The organism is Caballeronia sp. J97 (genome assembly GCF_905220305.1).
GTDB lineage: Bacteria > Pseudomonadota > Gammaproteobacteria > Burkholderiales > Burkholderiaceae > Caballeronia.
On sequence record NZ_CAJMZL010000017.1, the window covers coordinates 93,829 to 116,666 of the forward strand.

The 22,838-nt window shown below is 56.7% G+C and carries 18 protein-coding genes; 7 read left to right on the plus strand and 11 right to left on the minus strand.

Annotation, left to right across the window (positions count from 1 at the left end; translation table 11 throughout):
* Positions 1 to 136: 136 nt before the first annotated feature.
* From U4Y90_RS21530 to U4Y90_RS21545, 5 genes are all read left to right on the plus strand, one after another.
* Positions 137 to 604, plus strand: coding sequence for a MarR family transcriptional regulator (locus tag U4Y90_RS21530; RefSeq protein ID WP_321797533.1), 468 nt, complete (start codon positions 137 to 139; stop codon positions 602 to 604).
* Positions 605 to 723: 119 nt separating this feature from the next.
* Positions 724 to 1,665: an alpha/beta hydrolase gene (locus U4Y90_RS21535; RefSeq protein WP_321797535.1), complete on the plus strand. Its 942-nt coding sequence runs from the start codon at positions 724 to 726 to the stop codon at positions 1,663 to 1,665.
* A 39-nt stretch (positions 1,666 to 1,704) separates the two neighbouring features.
* Complete coding sequence (locus tag U4Y90_RS21540) at positions 1,705 to 2,178, plus strand: VOC family protein (protein ID WP_321797538.1); 474 nt, start codon at positions 1,705 to 1,707, stop codon at positions 2,176 to 2,178.
* Between the two features lie 945 nt (positions 2,179 to 3,123).
* On the plus strand, positions 3,124 to 3,528 hold the full coding sequence (locus U4Y90_RS36170) for a helix-turn-helix domain-containing protein (RefSeq protein ID WP_415749396.1): 405 nt from the start codon (positions 3,124 to 3,126) through the stop codon (positions 3,526 to 3,528).
* A 204-nt stretch (positions 3,529 to 3,732) separates the two neighbouring features.
* The gene (locus U4Y90_RS21545) at positions 3,733 to 5,736 is read left to right on the plus strand and encodes a tannase/feruloyl esterase family alpha/beta hydrolase (protein ID WP_321797540.1); all 2,004 of its coding nucleotides are present in this window, start codon (positions 3,733 to 3,735) and stop codon (positions 5,734 to 5,736) included.
* Between the two features lie 331 nt (positions 5,737 to 6,067).
* Here U4Y90_RS21545 and U4Y90_RS21550 read toward each other — a convergent pair whose 3' ends face one another.
* The 6 genes from U4Y90_RS21550 to U4Y90_RS21575 form a co-directional block, all read right to left on the minus strand.
* Positions 6,068 to 6,550, minus strand: a complete 483-nt coding sequence (locus tag U4Y90_RS21550) for a type II 3-dehydroquinate dehydratase (protein ID WP_321797542.1) — start codon at positions 6,548 to 6,550, stop codon at positions 6,068 to 6,070.
* Positions 6,551 to 6,645: 95 nt separating this feature from the next.
* The gene (locus tag U4Y90_RS21555) at positions 6,646 to 7,671 is read right to left on the minus strand and encodes a Gfo/Idh/MocA family oxidoreductase (protein WP_321797544.1); all 1,026 of its coding nucleotides are present in this window, start codon (positions 7,669 to 7,671) and stop codon (positions 6,646 to 6,648) included.
* Positions 7,672 to 7,713: 42 nt separating this feature from the next.
* Positions 7,714 to 8,673: an amidohydrolase family protein gene (locus U4Y90_RS21560; protein ID WP_321797545.1), complete on the minus strand. Its 960-nt coding sequence runs from the start codon at positions 8,671 to 8,673 to the stop codon at positions 7,714 to 7,716.
* Between the two features lie 67 nt (positions 8,674 to 8,740).
* Entirely contained in the window at positions 8,741 to 10,057 is a 1,317-nt protein-coding gene (locus tag U4Y90_RS21565; protein ID WP_321797547.1) for an MFS transporter, read from the minus strand.
* A 96-nt stretch (positions 10,058 to 10,153) separates the two neighbouring features.
* Positions 10,154 to 10,957 carry an SDR family NAD(P)-dependent oxidoreductase gene (locus tag U4Y90_RS21570; RefSeq protein ID WP_321797549.1) on the minus strand — a complete coding sequence of 268 codons (804 nt, stop codon included), beginning with the start codon at positions 10,955 to 10,957 and terminating at the stop codon, positions 10,154 to 10,156.
* 150 nt (positions 10,958 to 11,107) lie between these two features.
* Positions 11,108 to 11,407, minus strand: a complete 300-nt coding sequence (locus U4Y90_RS21575; RefSeq protein ID WP_321797551.1) for a YciI family protein — start codon at positions 11,405 to 11,407, stop codon at positions 11,108 to 11,110.
* A 286-nt stretch (positions 11,408 to 11,693) separates the two neighbouring features.
* Here U4Y90_RS21575 and U4Y90_RS21580 point away from each other — a divergent pair, with 286 nt between their 5' ends.
* Positions 11,694 to 12,593 carry a LysR family transcriptional regulator gene (locus U4Y90_RS21580; protein ID WP_321797553.1) on the plus strand — a complete coding sequence of 300 codons (900 nt, stop codon included), beginning with the start codon at positions 11,694 to 11,696 and terminating at the stop codon, positions 12,591 to 12,593.
* Positions 12,594 to 13,114: 521 nt separating this feature from the next.
* Here the strand turns inward: U4Y90_RS21580 and proC are convergent.
* From proC to U4Y90_RS21605, 5 genes are all read right to left on the minus strand, one after another.
* A complete protein-coding gene (gene proC / locus U4Y90_RS21585; RefSeq protein ID WP_321797555.1) occupies positions 13,115 to 13,930 on the minus strand; it encodes a pyrroline-5-carboxylate reductase in 816 nt (271 codons plus the stop codon).
* A gap of 461 nt (positions 13,931 to 14,391) precedes the next feature.
* On the minus strand, positions 14,392 to 15,543 hold the full coding sequence (gene aliB, locus U4Y90_RS21590) for a cyclohexanecarboxyl-CoA dehydrogenase (protein WP_321797557.1): 1,152 nt from the start codon (positions 15,541 to 15,543) through the stop codon (positions 14,392 to 14,394).
* Between the two features lie 143 nt (positions 15,544 to 15,686).
* Positions 15,687 to 17,204: a succinate CoA transferase gene (locus tag U4Y90_RS21595; RefSeq protein WP_321797558.1), complete on the minus strand. Its 1,518-nt coding sequence runs from the start codon at positions 17,202 to 17,204 to the stop codon at positions 15,687 to 15,689.
* A gap of 677 nt (positions 17,205 to 17,881) precedes the next feature.
* Complete coding sequence (locus U4Y90_RS21600; RefSeq protein WP_321797618.1) at positions 17,882 to 18,676, minus strand: enoyl-CoA hydratase-related protein; 795 nt, start codon at positions 18,674 to 18,676, stop codon at positions 17,882 to 17,884.
* Between the two features lie 208 nt (positions 18,677 to 18,884).
* On the minus strand, positions 18,885 to 20,264 hold the full coding sequence (locus U4Y90_RS21605; RefSeq protein WP_321797560.1) for an MFS transporter: 1,380 nt from the start codon (positions 20,262 to 20,264) through the stop codon (positions 18,885 to 18,887).
* Positions 20,265 to 21,016: 752 nt separating this feature from the next.
* Here U4Y90_RS21605 and U4Y90_RS21610 point away from each other — a divergent pair.
* A complete protein-coding gene (locus U4Y90_RS21610; protein WP_321797561.1) occupies positions 21,017 to 22,669 on the plus strand; it encodes an AMP-binding protein in 1,653 nt (550 codons plus the stop codon).
* Positions 22,670 to 22,838: the final 169 nt, after the last annotated feature.

Here is a 22,838-nt window from a genome sequence, read left to right on the forward strand (position 1 = left end):
CAAGTATCAGTATCGGGGAGAACCCCTAGGTAACAGTCACAATGCCGATATAGGGCGGAGAAATTCAATCAATTTGCCTATCGACGCACTTCGTATATACTTGCACAGGTAAGTTTCTCGGACGAGAGTGGGCGACATGGGGACAGAACAAGCACCGCGGATCACGGTCGATCACGACTTGGAGCACGCAATCCCTTACCTTGTGGCAAGGGCGGGCAGTCGGATGGGAACGACCTTCTCTAAGGTCCTCAAGCCCTACGGTTTAAGCCTGAGCGAATGGAGGGTCTGTGCGTCCCTCGGCAAGCATCCGCATCAGCGACTTTCTGAGTTGGTCGATAGAGCATGCGTCGATATGTCCGCGCTTTCGCGCATCGTTGACCGATTGATCGATCAAGGTCTCGTCTCTCGTGAGAGAAGTGATCACGACGGCCGCGCTGTTCGGCTCGCTTTGACGGAAAAAGGCGCCGAGTTGACTGAGCGCATCGTCCCGCTCGCGAAGCACGCCGAAGACGTCGCTCTGCAAAGTTTTAGCAAGGCGGAAAAGGCCTTATTTGAGGAGTTGCTGAACCGGCTTTATCACAGCTCTGAAGCCCTTGTGACGTAACGCACGCGTCGACAGCGCCAATTTGCGGCTGCCGGTACCGCGCGAGGTACTGAGCTTTGACCCCGCTCGCCTCCCAGCTCCCTGTGGCACATCGGCGAGCCAGTATTTTTCCGATACCCATGACCACTCCCGCAATCGAGTTCTTAGGTGGAGACTTTGTTTTCCCCCACGTCCTCGAGCAGCTTCCAGCATGGCTCTCGGACTTTCCTGACCTCAGCATTGGACACTTCGAAACGAGCGATAACGTGAAGCTCGCCTACTGGGTGGCCGGAGAGGGAGAGCCGATCATCTTCGTTCCCGGATGGAGCGCAAGTGGGGCCCACTACGTGAACGTTCTCTTCCTGCTCAGGAAGAAATATCGCGTGTATGTCCTTGATCCGCGCAATCAGGGTCTGTCTCAACAAGTCAAATTCGGGACCCGCATAGCGCGTTTCGCGGTTGACCTTAGGGAGTTCGCGCATCACTTGGGCGTCGAACAGGCCCATTATTGTGGCTGGTCGATGGGCGCATCAGTGATCTGGTCGTACATCGATCTCTTTGGAACGAAAGCCATCCGAAAAGCTGTGTTCGTTGCTGAGCCGATTTCGATCTACTCACACTCGAACTGGACGGAAGACGAACGTCGCGCGGCAGGCGGCATGACCTCGTCGGTCGAATCGATGATCGCCGCTTTTGTCGATGGTGCTCCCACTAATGACTTGATCGTGGATACGAAGGTAGTGAAGCGTTACTTGGAAAAAGGGTCGAAGTCATACGAGAACTCTGAAGCCTTCGCGAACGAGTATGTGAGCAATGACCCGGATTTTTTGAGGCTTGTCTTGTTCGACCATGCGACCAACGATTGGCGCGATGTGCTGAGCAACAAGATTGATGTTCCAACCGCCATCTTTACGGGAGAGGAAACGAACAACGTCCCCTGTCAACGTTGGGCTCAGTCCGTGATTCCGGGCTCCCGGCTCCACATTTTCAGCGCGGCGGAAGAAGGTGACCACTTTCTCATGTTCAAAAACCCGTACAAGTTCACCGAGGAGCTTTGCTCTTTTCTCGAACATCAGGACTAGCGTTCAACCCCCTCTTATAGTCGAAAGGAATCTCTCATCATGGAAGCGCAAGCAACGCAAGCTAAGCCCCTCGTCAAAAGCGTCAACCACACCAGCTTCACCGTGACGGATCTCGATCGTACGATCGGCTTCCTTTGCGATGGCCTCGGCTTCGAGCTGCTCGACAAGAGCCCGCGTGATCCGGCTGGCATCGAGAAGGTCGTTGGTATCAAAGGCGCTGACATGATCATCGCGTTCGTGCAGGCGCCCGGCCATCGCATCGAGCTGATCCAGTATCAGGGACCGGCTGACCGCAAGGTCGTGGTGGTTCGCCCGTGCGACACCGGCTTCGCTCACCTCGCGCTGGACGTGAACGACATCGATGCGACGATCAGCGTCGCGGCGAAATATCAGGTCAGACCGATCAACCCGCCGGTCGAAGTCAGCCACGGTCCGAACAAGGGCCTTTACTGCGCCTACATGCGTGATCCGGACGGCGTGACCTTCGAAGTCATCGGCCCCCGCCTCAAGTAACCACGCTCTTGGACCATGCTATCCTCGCTCTGTTTTCGAAGGCGCTACTGCGGAGGCTTGGACGCTGAACCGACCAAACAGCCCGCGAAAGGGGCGCCATGCGTGCGACTAAGCTAGTGGCCAAGGTCCGCTTTTCCGACCGGGCGTTCTCAGCAACGTTCGATGAGACGACTGGTCAGCTGCGAATCCGGCAGGGCTCAAAGGCAATTCACTCATTGCATCCGCCCGATTCTTGGCTGGCGGTGGCCGTTGCCGCACGTTCAACAGCCAGTGGTTGGGGAACGCGTCCGAGCGTAGAGGATCTCGAGGCCGTATTAAAGGAGTATTTATCTGATCGATTCCATATTGAGGCTCCTTAGGGCATCGTCCGGCTGATGTGCCCTTTGCGGCATTCGGACGCGGTGGCCGAACGACCAATTTGTACCCGTTGGGGCCACTTGCCCTACTCCAGGCTCAATCAAGAGGCGTTCGTGGAAGATACACCAGTCAGACTCGTTTGCGATCCCGCACGATCCTTGGAACACGCTCCGCTGTCAGCCACTAAGAAGCAACCAGCATCGTTCTTCATTGGCAAGTTCGACATCCCTGCACAGGAAGAACGCGGAGCGGAAGGGACGAACGCTCCTACGGTCGTGCTCGCACTCAGTGGATCGGGGCAGCGATGGTATCGATACAATTCGAAAACCCTTCAGCTAGCGACCGCGAAAGGAATGATCGAACTGTATGGCAGTTCATTCGAGCGGGAATATGCGCGGTGGGAAGGGGTAGCCGGATTCAGCATTGGAGTGCGTCTGACGCGTGAGGCCGTGAACAGACTGGCTCCGCACCTAACGTCATTTGATCTTCAGACGCGTCACTGTGTTTGGGATTCAAGGATCGAATGGATTGTCCGCGAGCTCTTTGAAGAAAATCGCCGGGGAACGCCCAACGGCTTCCTATACAGCGATGGGCTGTCCCTCGCGTTGCTCGGGACTCTTCGAAGCATACTCGACCAAAACGTCGGCTCCGGTACCTGGCACGTTGGATTCCGTAAGCCGCAAGCGTATCTGCGATTTTGTGGAGGAAAGACTCGGGGGAAACTTGAGCGTTACGGAGATTGCAAGTCAAGTTGGGCTCGGGGCTCACCACTTCACCGAACTCTTCAAGCGAACATTCGGTGAGAGCCCATATCAATATGTACTGAAGAAAAGGATCGAGCGGGCGAAGACCATGTTGACGTCCACGGACCAACCTACCGCCTTGATAGCGCTAGATCTAGGATTTTCCGGTCAGTCACATTTCACACAGGCATTTAAAAGACAAACAGGCTTTACCCCCGGAGCCTTTCGCGCCGACCGGCCGGCTGCTTAACTACTTTTTTTGATAGCGACGCCTCCGGAAACTGAAAGACGACGGCTGTCGCAGCCTCCTATCCTCGTTGTAGCGAACGAGTTGCCTTTGCATCCCTACGAAAGCGTTGACGCCCGGTCGGCCCTGACGATCGGTTGTCGTTGCGCAACGGAGTCAAAACGCAAGGACTTTTGTTCGCATAACTACACAGGTTAAGGAGACGGTATGAAAGGGTATTTCCATCCTCGGAGGATCGAGGCTCGCTCAGACTCGCCTTGCGCAACAAGAATTCTCCACTCTCTGAGGCAATCGGCCAGGCGTTGGCTTGCAATTCCCGTCGTACTATCAGCGGTCGCATTGGTTTCTGCCTGCGGTGGCCACGATGACAGCAACACTGCTCCGGCGACGGCGCAAGTCGGTTGTGACGACAGCATCAAGACAGCCTTTAAGGTTAGTTCGACGGACGTTGGTGGCGACACGTCTGTCCTGCTCGTGCGTCATTTCAGCAAGGGCGAGAAGCTCATCCTTCCAAATTCGACTCTGCCGTCCAGCGTGACACCGTTGGTCGCCTCGGCTGACGTTTGCCTTGTAAAGGTGCTCGTCGGCCCTGGCCTGACCTCGGAGCCACAGACTGCGGACTCGTACTCGAAGGGCATTGGCATCGAAGTTTGGTTGCCGGAAAAATCTGCGTGGAATGAACGTATCCGTACCTACGGTAGCGGAGGCTACGCGGGTGGGTTCCACACCGACATCACGAAATTGGGGCCCAACGCCGGTCAGGGCGCGGCGAATCAGGTTGCTGCGTTCGGCAATGGCTATGTCGTTAGTCACTCCGATCACGGTCATGTCGGTGGCACCCTCGGCAACCAAGGCGGCGGACAAGGAACGTGGGCGATGAAGGCCGACGGCTCCCCTAATACCGTACTTTGGGAGGATTTCTCGGAACGCAGTTTGCACGTTGAATCCGTCATCGTTAAAGCGATGACAAAGCTGTACTACGGCAAGGTCCAGAAATTTGCGTACTGGGATGGATTCTCCACCGGAGGTCGTCAGGGGTACAAGCTGATCCAGAAGTTCCCGACCGACTATGATGGCTACCTTGTCGGCGCGCCGGCATTCAACTGGTCCAAGTTGCTTCTCGGCGAAAATTACGCACAGGTCGCGATGCAGAACGATCTCGGCCACGTAATCGCCAGCAGGAAGATCAACTTTGCAAGCGGTCGCGCCGTGACGACGTGCGATACGCTCAAGCTTGGACTGTTGACAGACCCCTACTCCTGTCAATATGACCCCGCGAAAGATGCGACGACGCTGTGCGCCGGTGTGCGGGGCGAAAACGTCGTCGGTACGAACGCGGATGCGTCGAGTTGTATGACGCTCGCTGAAGCGAAGACGCTCAATAAGATCTGGTATGGCTGGACACGTGACGGCAGCGCGCCGGACCCAGCGGTTGACAACGGCAACGGCGTTGCTGTCGCAGCGAATCAACTGTGGTACGGGAACACACGCGGAACCAACTTGACAGGCGTGAATGTGGCAGGGGTACTTCCCACAGCACCCGGTCTGTCGCTTGCAAGTGCTGCCGGACCGCTTACGCTGTCGACAGACTTTCTCGCACTTGCCCTTCAGATCCCGGCCTACGGCTACAGCAACTTCACAAACGCAACGGGCAACGGTCAGAGCAAGTATTTGACGTTGACGTACAGCGCGTTCGCTAATGCCTACGATCAAGCGCTGGTGGAAAACACGCAGTACTTCAGCTACATCAACACGGACGACCCGGATCTAACTGCGGCCCGTAACGCCGGAGTGAAGGTTCTGCACTACCACGGGCTGGCCGATGAAGTGATCTTCTCGCAGGGATCGGTGAACTACTACAACCGTGCGGCTTCCGCGATGGGGGGCATCTCGCAGCTACAAAACTTCGACCGCCTTTATCTCATCCCCGGCCTCGCGCACGACTCGACGTTAAGCCGCGCTGGTCAGATCAACCCCACGACCTTGGGCATTATTGACGGAAACACAATTCCCTTGCCGCAAGGTTCGGTCGGTCGCGACGAGCTGTTCAAGGCGATGAGTAACTGGGTCGAGAACGGCGCGGCACCGGGTCGCATCGAATTGAGCTCTGGAGACGGCAAACAGACCCTTCCCATCTGCGTCTACCCGCAAAAGGCGACATACAAGGGAACGGGGCCGGTGACCTCAAGCGCCAGCTACGACTGCCTGTAGTCTCTGAGACTCACACGTTTCGCCACACACCGCCTTGGCGAATCTACTCGGGATTTGCGAACAGGGAAAGTTCATCGTTGCCATTGTACGAATCTCTACGCTTCTATTGCGCTTCCCGAACAGCGACCGTGCTGCCCAAATCCGCACGGCCGCTCTCGTTTCACGGCTTTGAGTTTGTACCAGCGAGCCGCGCGAACAGCAAACTGATGATTGTTTGTCGTGCCACCAAGATTGCCCATGTGCGCGACCGCTGCCGCGCCGGTCAACGTATGCACCCACGTGAAAGCGGAATACTCTGGCGAGGATGCAGACTTCGACTGTTTGCAAAGGCTCAACCGAACGTCGGCGTGATCTTAAACTGGCCAACTCTTCCGGTAATCAGCTCCACCAGACGGAGCAGGGCCGCGGTGTAGCCATGCGTTCCCAGGCCGCACACGTAGATGTCTGACATTGCTTTCCAATAGTCCTTCGTATCCGGACCATAGATGTCGCCAATCTTGTACAACTGGGCGATGTGAACCGCGGCAACCGGCTTTTTCAAGTCGCCGACAGCGTCAAGAAGCGGGCGACCGTACAAGGTCAGACCGGCGGGGTTCACGAGCACACCGTCGGCGTCCATGTTTTCGTGCATGAAGTCGATCAAGGCACCTTCATAATTCGACTGCTTGTGCACGATTTCAACGTCCAGCTGCTTGCCCAGCTCCGTGAGATCGTCTACGACGTTCTGCAACGTACGTGTACCGTAGCGCTCCGGGCGCCGCTGACCGAGCCGATTCAAGTTGGGGCCATTTAGAACGACAATCTTCAAGCTCATTTTTTCTCTCCTCTTCCATCTAACATTGGTGGGCACGGAGCCCGGCGTTCAGTTGACGGCGCATCTGCGCGCCGGGTCTCTGGGCTAAAGAATCTTTACCTTGCTGCACCAACGAGCTCGTCCGTCGAAATGCGACAGCCTTGACGACCCGACTCGAATACGGCGTCGAGTGCCGCTTGCGTAGCGACCGCGTCCGAAATGCCACAGATGGGACGGACGTCGCCACGCATGACCTCGACAAAGTGATTTAACTGGTTCTCGTAGGCATTGCTGCCTGCCGCGTCGAGCAGATCGTGCTGCAGCGGCTGATGCCATGCCTGCCCTTCTCCGTGTTTGTACAACCGTAAGTCGGGCACAGTCAGCGACGCTTTTGTACCGAGCAGCGTGTACGTCGTACCGTCTTCATCGTAGGGAATCGAAGGCAGTTCCTTGGTAGCTTGGTCCCAGCCGAAGGGAGAAGGCGCGCTGTCGGTTGCGACGAAGCTTCCAACAACGCCCGTTTCGAAGTCCATGACGAGAGCAATCGTGTCCTCCTCCTTAGCGCTGCGCGCCGCGTGCGACACTGATGCGCTGACGCTCGTGATCCGACCGCAGTAGAATTGCAGCAAGTCCAGGTCGTGAATTAGGTTGACAAGACCGACACCACGCGGGCGCTCAACAAAGTAGTTGTCGTCTTTGCGAAGCGCAAAGACTCCGCCTACGCCTATGAGCTTGCCGAGCTCACCACGACCGATAGCGTCTTTGATGACTCGAGAGGCCGGATGGTGACGACGTTGATGAGCAACTTGCAGTCGCGTCTCGACGCCGGGCGAACGCGAAAGGTCGAGCGCTTCCGCGAGACTGGTTGCTGCCGGCTTCTCCAGTAGCACCGCAACACCATTCTCGAGACACTCTTTGGCGACCGGGACGTGGAATTGGTCGGGAAGTGCAATGACGACGCCGTCGACTTTGTCCTTGAAGAGTTCTTTCAGCCCGTCGTAGTACTTCAGCCCTTGCAGCCCCGGATGGTCCGCTTTGGCCATGGGGTCCACGTAGCCGACAACCTCGAGGTCCTTCACTGCTTTAGCAGCGCGGATATGTTCGCGTCCAATGAACCCTGCTCCGATGATTCCGATTCTCATATACCTACTCCTTCATTGATTCTTTAAAGTGCCGCGCGTTAGTCAGAGTTTCAGCAGTCGCTCGGCGTTGCCGTGGGCAATCTTTGCCTTTACCTCTTCATCGATAGGTGCGTCGCGCAAGAACGAGGTCGCGGTCGGCAGGTCTTCAAACGGGTAATCGGTCGAGAAGAGCACCTGGTCTGCGCCCATCGCGGAGAGTGCGCATTGAAGGGGAGCGTAGTCGCAAACACCGCTAGTCGTGATGTACAGGTTTTGACGGATGTAATCGGACGGCTTTTCGCGCTTGAGCGCGATGCCGTGGTGGAAGTGCCACGACCAGCGCGAATCGAGGCGCCACAGAGCGAACGGCAAGCCCTCGCCCATATGGCCCACCATCAGCTTTGCCTCCGAAAAGCGGTCAAATACGCCTCCAAAGACGCAACGCAGCACATGCGATGCGGTATCGTTACCCCAGCTCCACATTGGCCCGACGAGTTCGGGGTGTCCCGATAGCACGTGAGGTGCGTCAACGCCATTGGCCGGGTGGAGATAAAGCGGGACGTCGAGGTCGACCAGCCGCTCCCAAAGCACGTTGAATGACGGGTCGTCTAGATAGCGCCCTTGTGTATGGGCGTTCACGACACCACCCTTCAGACCGAGCTCCGTGACTGCGCGCTCGAGCTCCTTAGCTGCTTCGTTCGGGTCCTGCGTCGGCAACGCGGCGAAGCCGGAGAAGCGCGTCGGGTGCTTTGCGATTACCTCTGCCAGCCGGTCGTTCATCAACTTCGCGCGGCTGATAGCAACCGACGTGTCCTTCTCCGCCTGAATGCCCGGGGCGTTCAGCGAAAGGACCTGCATGTCGAGACCGGCTGCATCCATGGCCGGAATACGCAGTTCGGTGAAATCGAGCAGATGACGCATCGCGTCTTCCCACACCTGCGGCTCGGCAATCGTCGCGGTATTCGCGCTGTACACCGACATGTCCGGGTGGGTGAAATGCTCTTCGAGGGCAATCGTACGCACGTGTGTTCCTCAACTATCCAAGATGAACCGGAGTCCGCCGCAGTGACGAGCGAACTCAGAGAGCGAGTTATCGCTTGAGACTGAGATGACGCGTCTCCGGGCTGCAGAGAATCGCGATGAAGGCGGCACCGACCACGACTGCAGCGAAGGCGCTGATAATCCAGACCTCGCCTGCCGACTTTTGAATCAGGTAGGCAAGAAGGAACGGCGTCGGTGCACCGCCGATGAGCACCCCGCCCGAGTAGGCGATAGCCGAGCCCGAGTAACGGACACGAGTCGGAAACGGCTCTGCGAAGAACGCAGGCTGCACACCGTTTTGTGCCTGAATTGAACAGGCAGCGATGGTCATTGCGGCGAAGATGATGTACCAGTTCTTCGTATGCAACATCGGGAAGTACGCCAAGGCGATGGCAAACATCACGATGGACGCGACGACCATCACTGGCTTACGGCCAACGCGGTCACTCAGAGCGCCGCAAGACACCAGGACGACGGTCGCGGCGATGTTGGCGACCATCAGACCCAGAAACGCCGTCTGACCAGACAAACCGAGGTTCTTCGTGATGTAGCTCAGCGAGAACACATTGACCACGTTATAGAGAGCCGGTGTGGCGCACCAAATGATGAGCAGGCGGATGATGGGGCCCGGGTATTGTTTGAACACCTTGAACAGCGGAACCCGCTCTTCCTTATGCTGAGCTTGCGTTTCCACGAACGCTGGCGTCTCTGAAACCTTTGAGCGGATGTACGCTCCGACCGGCACCAGCAGAAAACTCAGGAGGAAGGGAACGCGCCAGCCCCACGACTCGAACTGCTGCGGACTCAGGCTGCTGGATAGGACAAAGAACATGCCCGTTGCCAGTGCCGCGCTAATTGATGCACCGATATTGATGAGGGACCCGTAGAAGCCTCGGCGGTTATCGGGCGCGTGCTCGACAGTCAAAACCTGCGCGCCGGTCGATTCGCCACCAAGCGCGAGTCCTTGCAGGAACCGAAGGAGCGTGAGCGCCAGAGGTGCGGCGAAACCCACCATGGCGTACGTTGGCAGGCAGCCCATCAAGAAGGTCGACACACCCATCAGTCCGAGCGTGTAGATGAGGACCTTCTTGCGGCCCATCTTGTCGCCCAGGGAGCCGAACAGCATGCCGCCAAGCGGGCGGGCGAAGAAGCCCACACCGAACGTGACGAATGCTGCGAGGATAGCGATATTCGGGTCGACCGACGGGAAGAAGAGCTTCGGAAAGACGGTGGCGGCCGCCGCACCATATGCGGTGAAGTCGATGGTTTCCAGCACCGCACCAATCGTGCTGGCTGCGGTCGCTTTGACCGCCATCGACTTCCTCGGCGGCGTTGCCGTCTCGTCGAGAGTCAGGGTTTCGTTCATGGATGTCTCCTGTTGAATCTGAGAGCGCTTCGGAACTTCCGAATCGCCTCTGTTTTCTTCGCGCCGTACCACGTCTTGATAGCGGCGCTGCGTACGTTAGATGAGGCTGCGGATGCTGCCGCCGTCGACACCCCAAACGGCCGAGGTTACGAATGATGCGAGGTCCGACGCCAGGAAAACGACGACGTTTGCGACTTCTTCGGGCGTGCCGAGACGGTTCAGCGGAAGGTTGCGCAGCTTCAGCTCGTGCTCGACCGCTTCGCGTGGCTCCATGCCGTGAAACTCGCCCATCGTGTCTGCAAATCCACCCTGCTTGGTCCAGAACGGGGTCCACACCGGGCCGGGTGCGACTGCGTTGACGCGAATCTTCGGCGCTTCGGCGCGAGCGAGACCCTTTGTCAGTGCGAGGACAGCTGCTTTCGAAGCCGAGTAATCGATGGGCACGGGTTCCGGCTGACGCGCCAGGTCGGAGGCGTTGTTGATGATGACGGCCTCCTCCCGCGAGCGGAGGACCGGCAGCAGATAGCGGCAAGCGCGCACATAGCTCATGAAATTGAGGTTCATGGTGAAGTCCCACTCCTCATCCGAAAGCTCCTCGAACGTGCGCACCTTGCCGGCGCCGACGTTGTTCACCAGCACGTCGACCTGACCGTTGTACGACTTCAGCGCCGAGTCGATACCTGCAGTGACGCCGTCGGGCTTCGAGAGGTCGGCTTGCGCGATGGTGACGTTGGTACCAAGGCTTCGGAGTTCAGTTTGCACTTCCTCCAGTGCGTTTGCATCGATGTCAATCAGGCACAGGCGAGCGCCTTCTTTCGCGAATGCTGTCGCGGTCGCGCGGCCGATGCCTTGCGCACCACCTGTGACCAGAACGATTTTCCCTTCCAGACCCGTGTCCATAGCTGTGTCCAATCTTAAGAATTTGAGTTTGGGTCACCGGCATTTTCGATGACCGTGTATCTCGTTTTGCCCAGCCGCCGACACCGTAAGGTTGAGCTTTCCCCTGCCGGCCGCATGCTGGCATTCGTGTCTTGCTTCCCGGAAAAGCCGTTATCGGTTGTCGACTCGCTTGATGAACGGCCGAACGTCGATGGACTGCCAGATGTTTGCCTTGTTGAACGGGTCGTCTTTCAGGAATTGCTGGACCTGCTCAATGCGCTCAGCTTCATAGAGGAAGAAGCTGCCAATCATCGTCTCGCCGTCGAGCTGAGTAAGCGGCCCGGAGATGAGCGTCTTGATAGGCGACGTCTTGAGGTACCGCCTTGTGAGCGTCGTAGTTCTCGAGGCGGCGCTCGACCATGTTGGGTTGGTCCAGGCAATAAACGGTGAAATGCATGATGTGTCTCCCAACTATTCGGCCGCCGGAAGGCAGACCTGTTCTTAAATTTCCTACTCTGGCCAGGTTTGTCGAGGCGCGGCGCTTTCGTATGTGAGCGTCGTCGTCGAGGCGCCCATTGCGCGGCTGCATTTCTGCACCTCGGTGCATCGAGGCTCAAAGCACGACGGGCTGCGCCCACTTTCTGCACAAGATCGAGTTCCAGAATCGCCTCGTTGCGACTAGTGGACAAATTCTACGATGCAAAATTAGCCGAATAAACCGCTATAATGGCGTTTCATTTACAACTGTGTGTTTAAAATGGACCGGTTTGCGGGCATGTCGGTGTTTGTGAAAACGGTGGAACACGGATCGTTCACGGCCGCGGCGGATGCATTGAATATGTCGCCCCAGTTGGTAGCCAAGCAGATTCAAAAACTCGAAGAGCATCTCGGCGTACGGCTACTTCATAGGACAACTCGACGCCAGAGCGTCACAGATTTTGGCCGCTCGTTTTACGACCGAGCGAAATCGATTCTGCTCGAGGTCGAGATGGCTGAGAACTTGGCAGCCGAGACTCGCGGCGTACCCACTGGTCGCCTTCGTATCAATGCGCAAGTGACTTACGGCCTCCACATCCTGGCCCCGCGATTACCGGAATACTTCAAGGCGTATCCGAAGGTTGCGGTCGAGTTCACGCTCACCAATCGCGACGTCTACCTCATTGAGGAAGGCTACGATGCAATCTTCCGAACCGGAGAACCCTCGGATAGCGGTTTGATCGCGCGCCCGCTCGCACCGTACCCTATGGTCCTGTGTGCCGCGCCGTCATATCTCGCCGGCAGACCGGCTATTCGAACGCCTTGGGACGTCCAGCAGCACGAATGCCTCGGGTCAGCTTTCACGGAAATGCGACGAAAGTGGACCTTCGATGGTCCTGACGGCCGCGTCGTGGTCCCAATATCCAGCCGACTTGTATTCGACAATGGCGAAACACAACTCTGCGCGGCCCTCGCCGGAACAGGACTCATGCTACAACCTCTAGCACTCGCACAAGCGGCATTGGACGACGGCCGACTGGTGGTCGTACTTCCAGATTACCCGCCTCCATCGCGAGCCGTTCATGTCTACTACGCCGCCGACCGTCGTGTAACTCCGAAGCTTAATAGCTTCCTAGACTTCGTCGTCAAGGCACTCGGACCGTCCGCGAAGATCGATTGACAGAACGAAAATAGGGGGAGCGTGTTCTGTTCGAACAACAGTTGCTCGAACTCGAACAACATCCGTCAGGCACCCAAAGTCCCCAACTACTAGCCGGCCGGAGATGTCAGCGTAGTCGATCTCTCGACCAGCGTACTCGGGACTCGCTATTGATCTAAGAGTGAATCAAGCAAACGGTGTCCGACGTCTAGTCGTATGCGACTCGTTGGACTAAGGGGACCGGCAGGAATTTAAGCGGCGATAACTATCAGATCCCCATTTTAGTCGCTGACGCGCGGCACTCGAAGACGCTGCGTCTCACCGACTCCGGGCGTAATCGATGGTCGACCGTGCATATCGACGACGTGTGCTCCCTTTATCTACGGCACTCTTGGCACCGGCGTCGCTTTCCTTCAGCGGCAACTGCGCATCACCATTGGGCGGGGAATTAAACGCGCAAAACTATGTTTCACTGTCTCGATGGCAACGAACGTAACATATACGCAATGCCGACCCGCCGGCCACCAGGGTGCTGGAAGCCTTCACTCGCTGCCATATTCCTCGCCTATCGCCATCGCCCTTGCCGCTGCAGCCAACACGCCTTGTATTATTGCTTCCTTGACTCCGTGCGCCTCGAACGATTCCACCGCGCATGCTGTTGTTCCCTCCTTGGAAGTGACGCGCTCTCGAAGCATCATCATTGAATCATCACATCGTGCCGCGAGTTGTGCTGCACCAACAAACGTTGCAACAGACAGCGCTCGCCCTTGCTTGGCATCAAGCCCAAGCAGTTCGCTGGCTCGCTGGAGCGCCTCAATAAAGTAGAAGACATAGCCAGGACCGCTACCGGAGACAGCGGTAACGGCGTCGAGCAACGACTCGTCGGCGAACCACATAATGCTGCCAACCGCACCGAGAATCTTGGACGAAAGGTGGCGGCTAGATTCGTCAACTCCGGGCGTACCTGTTAGGCCGGTCACCCCCAAGCCGATAAGCGCAGGCGTGTTCGGCATCGCTCGCACAACGCAGTCGTGGCCATTCAGCCACCGCCGCAAGTCCGCGCAACGCACGCCCGCGCTGATACTTATGAGCAACTGTCCCGCGCCGAGGTACTGCGCCAATGCTTGGGCGGCATTCCGCGCAATCTGCGGCTTGACAGCTAAGACGATAGCGTCATATTCAGCAAGTTTGGTGCACGGCCTAGGGCCAGTTCTAATGTGAAACTTATTCTCGAGTTGCGTACGCGCTACCTCGCCAGGATCGATCGCATACAAATCACTCGCCACTACACCGTCTGCTATAAGTCCCCCAATCAGCGCTGATGCCATGTTTCCGGCGCCGACAAACGCGACTTTCATGAGAAAGCTCCTGAAAACAAGTTCAAAACGGACCGGTTCTCCCTGCAACTTAAAGCTCTAACCGATGTTGAGGCGGTTTGTACGCCGCGCAACGGATATATTGATGCTCAAGCCGGTAGCTTGCGTTGGGACCACTCCGTCTCGCCGATCATTGAAACGTAGCGAATGGCGCCTGTTCATTTAACACCGACCAAATCCGCGGTATAAGCAGCCACATTGCGAGTGTCATTCAACCCAGTTGCAATAATCTTCAACATCCTCGCGGCTTCGATAGAAATACGCGACACTTAAGACAAGGAGCGGCAGGCGGACAATCGACGGGCAGAGCAAGCCGTAGGGCAAGATGGGAAGGTCCGTGGCATGTCAAACGTTTTGCGAAACAACGCGCAAATCGTCCCGATGCGTGCAGACTGATCCGTGCTGCCCATCTCACAGGGATCCGCCCCCGGCAATTTATATCCTCAGAATGGCACCGCAGCGCGCCCAGCCCTTGCGCGAGCAATGACAGTCTTCATGATCTGCGCCGTCCCATCGCCGATCTGGAAACCTAAAATGTCGCGCATGCGCTGCTCCAGCGGACCGCGGTCATAGCCACCATGGCCGAACGACAGCAAGCATTGATGCACTGCGTCGTACGCCAACTTCGGGGCCCACCACTTGCACATCGCGGCCTGCTCCGTATGAGGCAAGTCGTGATCTTTGAGCCATAGCGTCTGAAGGCACAGAAGACGCGCCGCCTCGATTTGCGTCTCGTATTCGGCGAGAGGGTGTGACACCCCTTGGAAGGCGGAGATCGGACTTCCAAAAGCCTTGCGCTGCGCGGCGAATTCCCAAGCCTCCTCGAGGCTGATCTTCGCGACCGCGAGGACCTGCAAACCGATCAACGCGCGCGAATAGTCGAAGCCTTGCATGACCTGCGCAAAACCTCTGTTTTCTTCGCCCAGAAGGTGGTCAACCGGAACACGAACGTTCTCGAAGAAGATCGACCCACGTCCAATTGCCCGCTGGCCGTGACAATCGAAACGCGTTCGCGTAATACCGGGAAGATCCATAGGTACCAGCAAGGCCGAGACACCGCGAGCGCCGTCTTCAGCACTTCCTGTTCTTGCGAAGACAACAGACGCATCCGCCTGGTCTGCCGCCGAGATGGACGTCTTCTCGCCGTTAAGGATATAGTCGCCGCCCACCCGCTCCATTCGCAGACGCAACTTCGCAGCATCCGAGCCTCCGCCAGGTTCGGTCAGCGCGATAGATAGCAGAGCCGCTCCCTCCGTAACACGCTCGAGCCACGAACGCGCAATATCCGGCGCGGCATGCGCCGCCAGAATCTGCCCAGTAAGCGAGGCAAGAAGATTAATGTATGAGAGACTCATGTCGGCGCGGGATATCTCTTCGTGAATCACTCCGGCCGCAAGACTTCCGAGCCCCTGCCCGCCATATTCAACTGGTAGCTCTGGCCCAATCAGGCCCAGTTCCCCCATCTCACGCATCAGCTTGCGATCGAGCACACGATTCTCATCACGGTCCAGAAAGCCCGGCGCGACGCGCTTCGCAGCAAAACGTCGAACATGCTCTGCCAGTGCCGTGAGATCTTCATCGATATATGGATTCACTTCATCTCCTCCTTAGCGGACGCCTCTTGGTTACAAGCCTGGAGAAGGCCCGATTTTGATAGAACAAGATGTGATGGTCAGCAAATGCGACGGCGAAGGACCGGCGGAAACTGGTCACTGTCAATCATTTGCTCTCGAACAAATTAGACGGCCTCGTTGCCTACCAACGACGCACTACGCATGGAGCCGCTGTCCCGATAACTGGCGTGCCAATCGTGTGCGTATTCGATCATGTGCGGGGTTTGTCCGCCGTTCGCACTGGCGCGCTTGAAGTAGTCGCGCAGCGATTCGCGATATAGCAGAGAAGCACAGTTTTCGATGATGCGAACAGCACGCTCGCGAGGTGCAAGGCCGCGCAGGTCCGCAACCCCATGCTCCGTGACAATGATGTCGACGTCGTGTTCCGTGTGGTCGACGTGTGACACCATCGGGACGATGCTGGAAATATCTCCGTTCTTCGCGTTCGACTTGGTTACGAAGATCGATAAATGCGCATTGCGCGCGTAGTCTCCAGACCCTCCTATGCCGTTCATCATGTGCGTGCCGCCAACATGGGTTGAGTTGACGTTCCCGTAGATGTCACATTCGAGCGCTGTGTTGATTGCTACGACACCAAGCCTTCTGATTACCTCCGGGTGATTGCTAATTTCTTGTGGCCTGAAGACAAGCTTCGCTTTGTATCGCTCGATTTCGTCAAGAAACCGTTGCTGAATGGAACTCGTCAAGGAGATCGCACAGGCGGATGCAAATGTCAATCTTTCAGCATCCAGCAGCTCAACAGTGCTGTCTTGAAGGATTTCAGAATACATACTCAAGTTCGAGAACGGCGACTCCGCCATCGCATTCAGCATTGAGTTCGCGAGCGTACCCACGCCGATCTGCAACGGCTGCAATGACGGCATGAGGCGGCCCGTCCGGACCTCATCGAGAAGGAAATGATTGAGATGCTGTGCGATGGCCCGTGTCTCAACATCGCTCGGCAATACCTTGGCCGGACTATCATTCATCTGCGTGAAGACGATTGCGACAATCTTCTCTGGATCGACCGGAATGTAAGGCAAGCCGATTCTTTGCTCTGGTGAGGTAAGTGGAATGGGTTGGCGGAAAGGTCGGCTCGCAGGTACATAAACGTCGTGCATGCCTTCGAGCGCTTCGGGCATATTCAAGTTGATCTCAACGATCACATGTTTGGCCATCGACACGAAATCCGCGGACGCACCCACAGATGTTGTAGGGATGATTCCACCGCTCTCCGTGATAGCCGTAGCCTCGATCATTGCAACATCAACTTGCCCAAGGAATCCACTGCGCATCTGCTCTACCATCTCGGAAAGGTGCAGATCTGAGTACATCACGCTGCCCGCGTTAATCATGCGACGAAGGCCCGAATCCGACTGGAAAGGCATTCTTCGAGCTGTGATTTTCGCGTCAGCCAAAGTCTTATCGATATCGTGTCCGAGCGATGCGCTCGCGATGACCGTCAGGTGGATAGGCTCAGATCTGGCCCGATCCGCCAATGCAAAGGGAACACTTTTGCAGTCTCCGGCGTAACCAAACCCGCTCATGCCGATAGTCATGCCGTTCTGAATGAATTCAGCCGCTGTTTGTGCAGTCGTAACCCGTCCGCGCAGTCGCTCACAACGAATCCGCCCCATATCCATCTCATCTCCTCCAAGTTTCGCTAACCTCGATAAAGCACGCGCGCCCTTTGAGTGGAGTCGCAAGCGAGCCTTCTGATAATGTATCATGTACTTGACATATTGTGCGTTTGGGATCGCCGAATTTGGGGCTTTTTGAGAGACGACCGCCCCGTATCGTCCGCATGCGACTGCTGCGCGCCGATTGGCGGGATACCGAAAAATATGTGGGGACAGCCTCTGGATAGCCTCAATTCTTGTGCCGAAGCAGTTGCGGCGTTGCGCTCTTGCGACGGGGGCGCAAGAAGTCCCTTCTCATGGCCTGCGGCTGGCCAGACCTGGCCTCGGGAGCCGGTTTCGGCAAGTTCAGGTCTGCGGGGCTAGCCCGAGAGTCGGGCGAATTCCAGATCGGGTGTGCAGTGCTGATGCAGCGATGCCGGGAAAGCGGGCGCTCTAAACAGCGAGACATGGAGGCGTCGCACCAAACTGGCGCTCCTCGGCCGACGAAGCGTTTGGCTACGTTGAAGGGCGGGCAGGGACCTTTCCTCCCTCAGGGACACGGTATGCCGACCAAGTCCCGGCTCAAATCTTAGACACATTATGGAAAGACGCAGAACAGAGGCCGTAACCGCTCCCGCATCTGCCTGAGCGGTCGAACCGGCTGACAAACCCTCGATCGCTCATTTGCCTGCAAACAAGCGCTAACTGCCTTTGAAGTTAGGCGTCCGCTTTTCAGCAAACGCTTTGACGCCCTCCTTATAGTCCTCAGTCCATCCCATTTCGCGGATGAAACTCGCTTCCATCGAAAGCTGTTGTTCCAAGGTATGACTATGAGCGGCGTGCACGAGTTGACGCGTCCGGACGAGCGCTTTCGTAGGCAGCGCAGCCACGCGGCCGACCAATGCGTCGACATCTGCCTTGAAGTCGGAATCGTCAACCGCATCCCAGATCAACCCCCATTCTGCTGCCTTGGCAGCAGGCAGCTTGTCAGCCAACATCGTGAGACCGAGTGCTCGCGCCACGCCGAGACGCTGGCTGAGAAACCAGGTACTGCCCGTATCCGGCGTGAGCCCAATCCTGGAGAACGCCTGGAGGAAATACGCTGACTTCGCTGCGACAACGATGTCACATGCAAGCGCTATCGCAGCGCCGCCCCCGGCAGCAAGGCCGTTGACAGCAGCGATGGTCGGTACGCTCAAATTCTGCAGCTTGAGCACGAGCGGTTTGAACAGACGCTCAACCAGGTTGCCGATGTCCGGCAGTCGTCCGTCAACAACCTGCATTGCTGGGTCCGCGAGATCCTGGCCAGCGCAAAATGCCCGGCCGGCACCGGTGATCACGAGGACGCGCACTTCCTTATCCGCTTGAACAGCATCCACCGCCGTTTGGAATTCCAACATCGCGGACTCGTCCAGACTATTCAGCTTTTCGGGTCGGTTGAGAACGAGTCTTGCGATCGCTCCCTTGATAGTTAGCTCAATACCACTGGCATTCATATCCTGTTTCCCTCTTCCTCGTCGGGTGCGTCGAGACAACTTGCTAGACGACCACCAAGGTGCCTGCTTTGCACAAGCCCCGAAAGGTGGCAATGGCATCATCCCGACTATTCCGAACTGTAAATCCATGGCTCGTTCTCGTCAAGATATTGACATTTTTTGGAGCCATGTACCTGTTTGAATGACACCTGCGGATGCAGTCCCAGCCCTACGACATGTCAATTTGCGCTCGCTCGTTAGGCCTCGGCAGGGGCACGTTGGCCGTTTCCGCGTCGGTTGTGGAGGACGCGGACACTCGGTGATTAATACAGGCGAGCGCGAGAGCCCCCACAATGCCTGCGCTACCAATCACGAGGAAGTTTTGGCTCAGTGGAAGCTTGAGTGACACGATCAATCCGATGATTACTGGCGCAGTGATTGCGCCCAGGCGCCCGATGCCAGAGGCCATGCCAACCCCGGTGGAACGCACAGCGGTCGGATAGAATTGCCCGCAATACGCATATGCCACGATCTGCGCGCCGGTCGAACACGCACCTATGGCACTGATAATCAGATAGAGCACCTCAGTGGAGGTTTTCATTGTCATCAGGTACAGGAAGACACTTCCCAATGCATACATGGATACGAGGACCCATTTGATGTGGAATCGGTCCGCTAGCCAGCCGCCCCCTACGGACCCGATAACCGCCCCAACGTTCAGTGCAATCACAAAACTTAGCGCCGATCCAAGTGAATAGCCAGACATTGCCATGAGCTTCGTCAACCAGGTACTGAGCGCATAAATCATGAAAAGACCTGTGAAGAAAGCGATCCAAAACATCACAGTGCTCAGCCCCCGTCCGTTCTGAAAAAGCTCGGCCATCGTGGCGGAAGGCGCGCGCTGCCTTCTGGGCGAAGAAAACGAATCGCCAGACGAGAACGCTTCGTCCGGCGCGATTCGAGCCGCAATTGCCGCGAGATTTTCTTGTTCCCCTTTCGCTGCAAGAAACGAAAGCGATTCCGGCATAAATTTCAAGATGAACGGAATCATTAAGACGGGCGCGCCCGCAGCAAAGAAGACGATCTGCCACCCGAAATCGGCTATGAACTGCTTGCCAATCAGAGCCGCCAGTATTCCACCGATTGCATATCCGGAGAACATTACCGTAGTCATGAAACTCCTGATTCTGCGTGGCGAGTATTCGGTCATTTGCGCGACAATATTTGGCATGACGCCACCAATTCCTAGACCAGCGATAAAGCGAGCCACGCTGAACGAGATTGGATCATGCATAACCCCGGCGAGCGCGGTAAAAACGCTAAAAAGAAAAACGCAGACAGAAATCGTCCAGCGCCTACCGATTTTGTCGGACATAACGCCCAAGAATATTGCTCCAAACATCATCCCGAACAAGGCTGAGCTCGCCATGAAACCCGCGGTCGATGCAGTCACGCCCATGTCCTTCATGATCGACGGAAGCGCAGCACCGGCAACGGCAATGTCGTAGCCGTCGATGATAATCACCACAAGGCACCACATCAGTACAGTGAAGTGGAAGCGATTGAATCTGGCCGTATCCGCAAGTTCGTCGATGTCTATCTGTCGCATTTCCCTAGCCCTCCCATATTAATTTACGCGCGAGGTCCACCGTCGCCAAGCAGCGGCGATTGCGATTTCCCCTCCGAATGGGACCGTCAAATTCCCTTCGACGCCCCTTTTGTTGACAGCTGGCCACACCGTCGTCTTGGCCGTCACTTCATAAATCTGCACTACTAATCACTGACCTTGCCGCACAAGATAGCCTCGTGGGTAGGTAGCGAACTCCCGAGACTCAGACCACTACGCTTGCGCCCAACTCCGGTCTGACTCCACTCGCTACAAGTCTCTGAGAACCGGAAATTGCTGCACAGCAAAAAAAAGAAACCCGCTGTCGATATGACTAGTCCTTGTCATTATTACGGCCATTTTCACCTATTTCTGTGCGTACAAACCCGACATCGCCTGATTTTTACATCAGGTTCTTGACACATTGTCGCCCCTGACCTACATTAGTTCCACAGTACCCCTGGAGCCGAGGCCTTTCAACCACAGATCCGGTGCGCGCCTCTCCCTGCGCGCGAAACTGCCGATTGTGCGCCCTCTTCTGAGATGTATGTGAAGCCCAGCGGCTAGCAAGCTGACGCTCTGTAGTAAGGGATGGAGACAAGCGTATGACCGCAGCGACACACGCTACAGAGCAGTCTTTCGCCCTCTGGGAATTCACGATGGCATGACATCACCGGTTTTGAAGTTGCGCAGCATGCGCGTGGCCGTCTTGCCAGCCACGGGCGAACGAAATAACGACGACATGTGAGACAACCATGAGCAACAAATTTGAGCTCGGCATGGAGAAATGTGCCGCGAACTTTCAGGCCCTGACGCCCCTGAGGCTACTCGACCGCGCAGCGGACATCTTCCCTGCTCGCACGGCCGTGATTTACAAGGAGCGCAGATACAGTTGGTCTCAGTACGCAGACAGGTGCCGTAGACTCGCCCGCGGTCTCATCGCGCAGGGGATCGTACTGGGAGACACGGTTTCGATCATCGCCTCGAACATCCCCGCAATGCTTGAGGCGCAGTTTGGTGTCCCACTCTCAGGTGCGGTACTGAACTGCATCAACATCAGGCTTGACGCCGCGGCGATGGCGTTCATTCTTCAGCATTCGGAAACTCGGGTCCTCCTCATCGATCAGCAATTCGCCGACGTAGCACAGGAAGCAGTAGCGTTGTCCGGCCTTGAAATAAAAATCGTCGACATTCGTGACGACGATCTGCCTGAAGCCGGATCAGCTGGAAAGGTCGAGTACGAACAATTCCTGGATAGTGCGCCGGAAGATCTGGAGCTTCGTTACCCATCCGACGAGTGGGACGCAATTGCACTGAATTACACTTCCGGCACTACGGGAAATCCGAAGGGCGTCGTCTATCATCATCGGGGCGCATACTTGAATGCGCTCGGCACGGCGCTATACGCAAAGCTGAATGCCCGCAATCCTGTATATCTTTGGACGCTCCCGCTGTTCCACTGCAATGGCTGGTGTTTCGCCTGGGCGCTAGCGGCGGTCGCTGGGACCAGCGTCTGCCTCCGCAAAGTAATTGCAGAGGACGTCTACGCCGCAATCGAGGCCCACAAAGTGACTCATCTCTGTGGCGCCCCCACGGTCCTTGGATTTCTCATTTCAGGGAAACCCAAGCACTGGACCAAACCCGAGACCCCGATCTACATCGGTTGCGCAGGCGCGTCGCCGCCATCAGGTATCCTGCGCGAGATTCAGGAGTTGGGCTTCGACCTCCTCCATGTTTATGGTATGACCGAGCAGCACGGTGTCAACACAATGTGTGAGCCACAAGACCATTGGGATCAGATGCCCGTGCAGGAACGGCTCGCGCACCAAGGTCGCCAAGGTGTCAGATCCGTTGTTTCAGACCAGATGATCGTGGCGGATCCGGTTAGCTGCCAGCCCGTACCGAGGGACGGAAAGACCTTGGGCGAGGTAATGTTTCGCGGAAATCTCGCGATGAAAGGCTACTTGAAGAACCCAGATGCGACACGCGAGGCGTTTCTGAACGGATGGCATCACAGCGGTGATCTTGCCGTACTACATGATGACGGTTACATCGAAATCAAGGACCGGATAAAAGACATCATCATCTCCGGTGGCGAAAATGTTTCTTCCCTTGAAGTGGAGGAAGTCCTGTCGACACACCCTGCTGTCGCGGGATCAGCCGTTGTGGCAGTGCCCGATCCAAAATGGGGAGAGGTTGTCTGCGCTGTGATTGAACTGAGGGCTGAACACGTTGGCACATTATCTGAAGACGAGATCGTTCAGTTTTGCCGGACGAAGCTCCCCGGCTTCAAGTCACCTCGCCATGTTATCTTCGAGCCCTTGGTACGCACGGCGACAGGCAAGTTGCAAAAGTTCAGGCTCCGCTCCCACGCAGCCAAAGTAATCGCAAATAGAGCCCGCGAATAACCACGAGCGAATTCCAACTCATACTGCATAAGGGCTCGCATTTTTTGACCAGCCCTTCGTCGATTGCAATGATCACAAGCGAGAGACTGGTGTGGCCCCGGAGCCTTGCTTTATTTGCACCGGCTGCCTTCGTGTTGATCTGGAGCACAGGCTTCCTTGTTGCACGCTA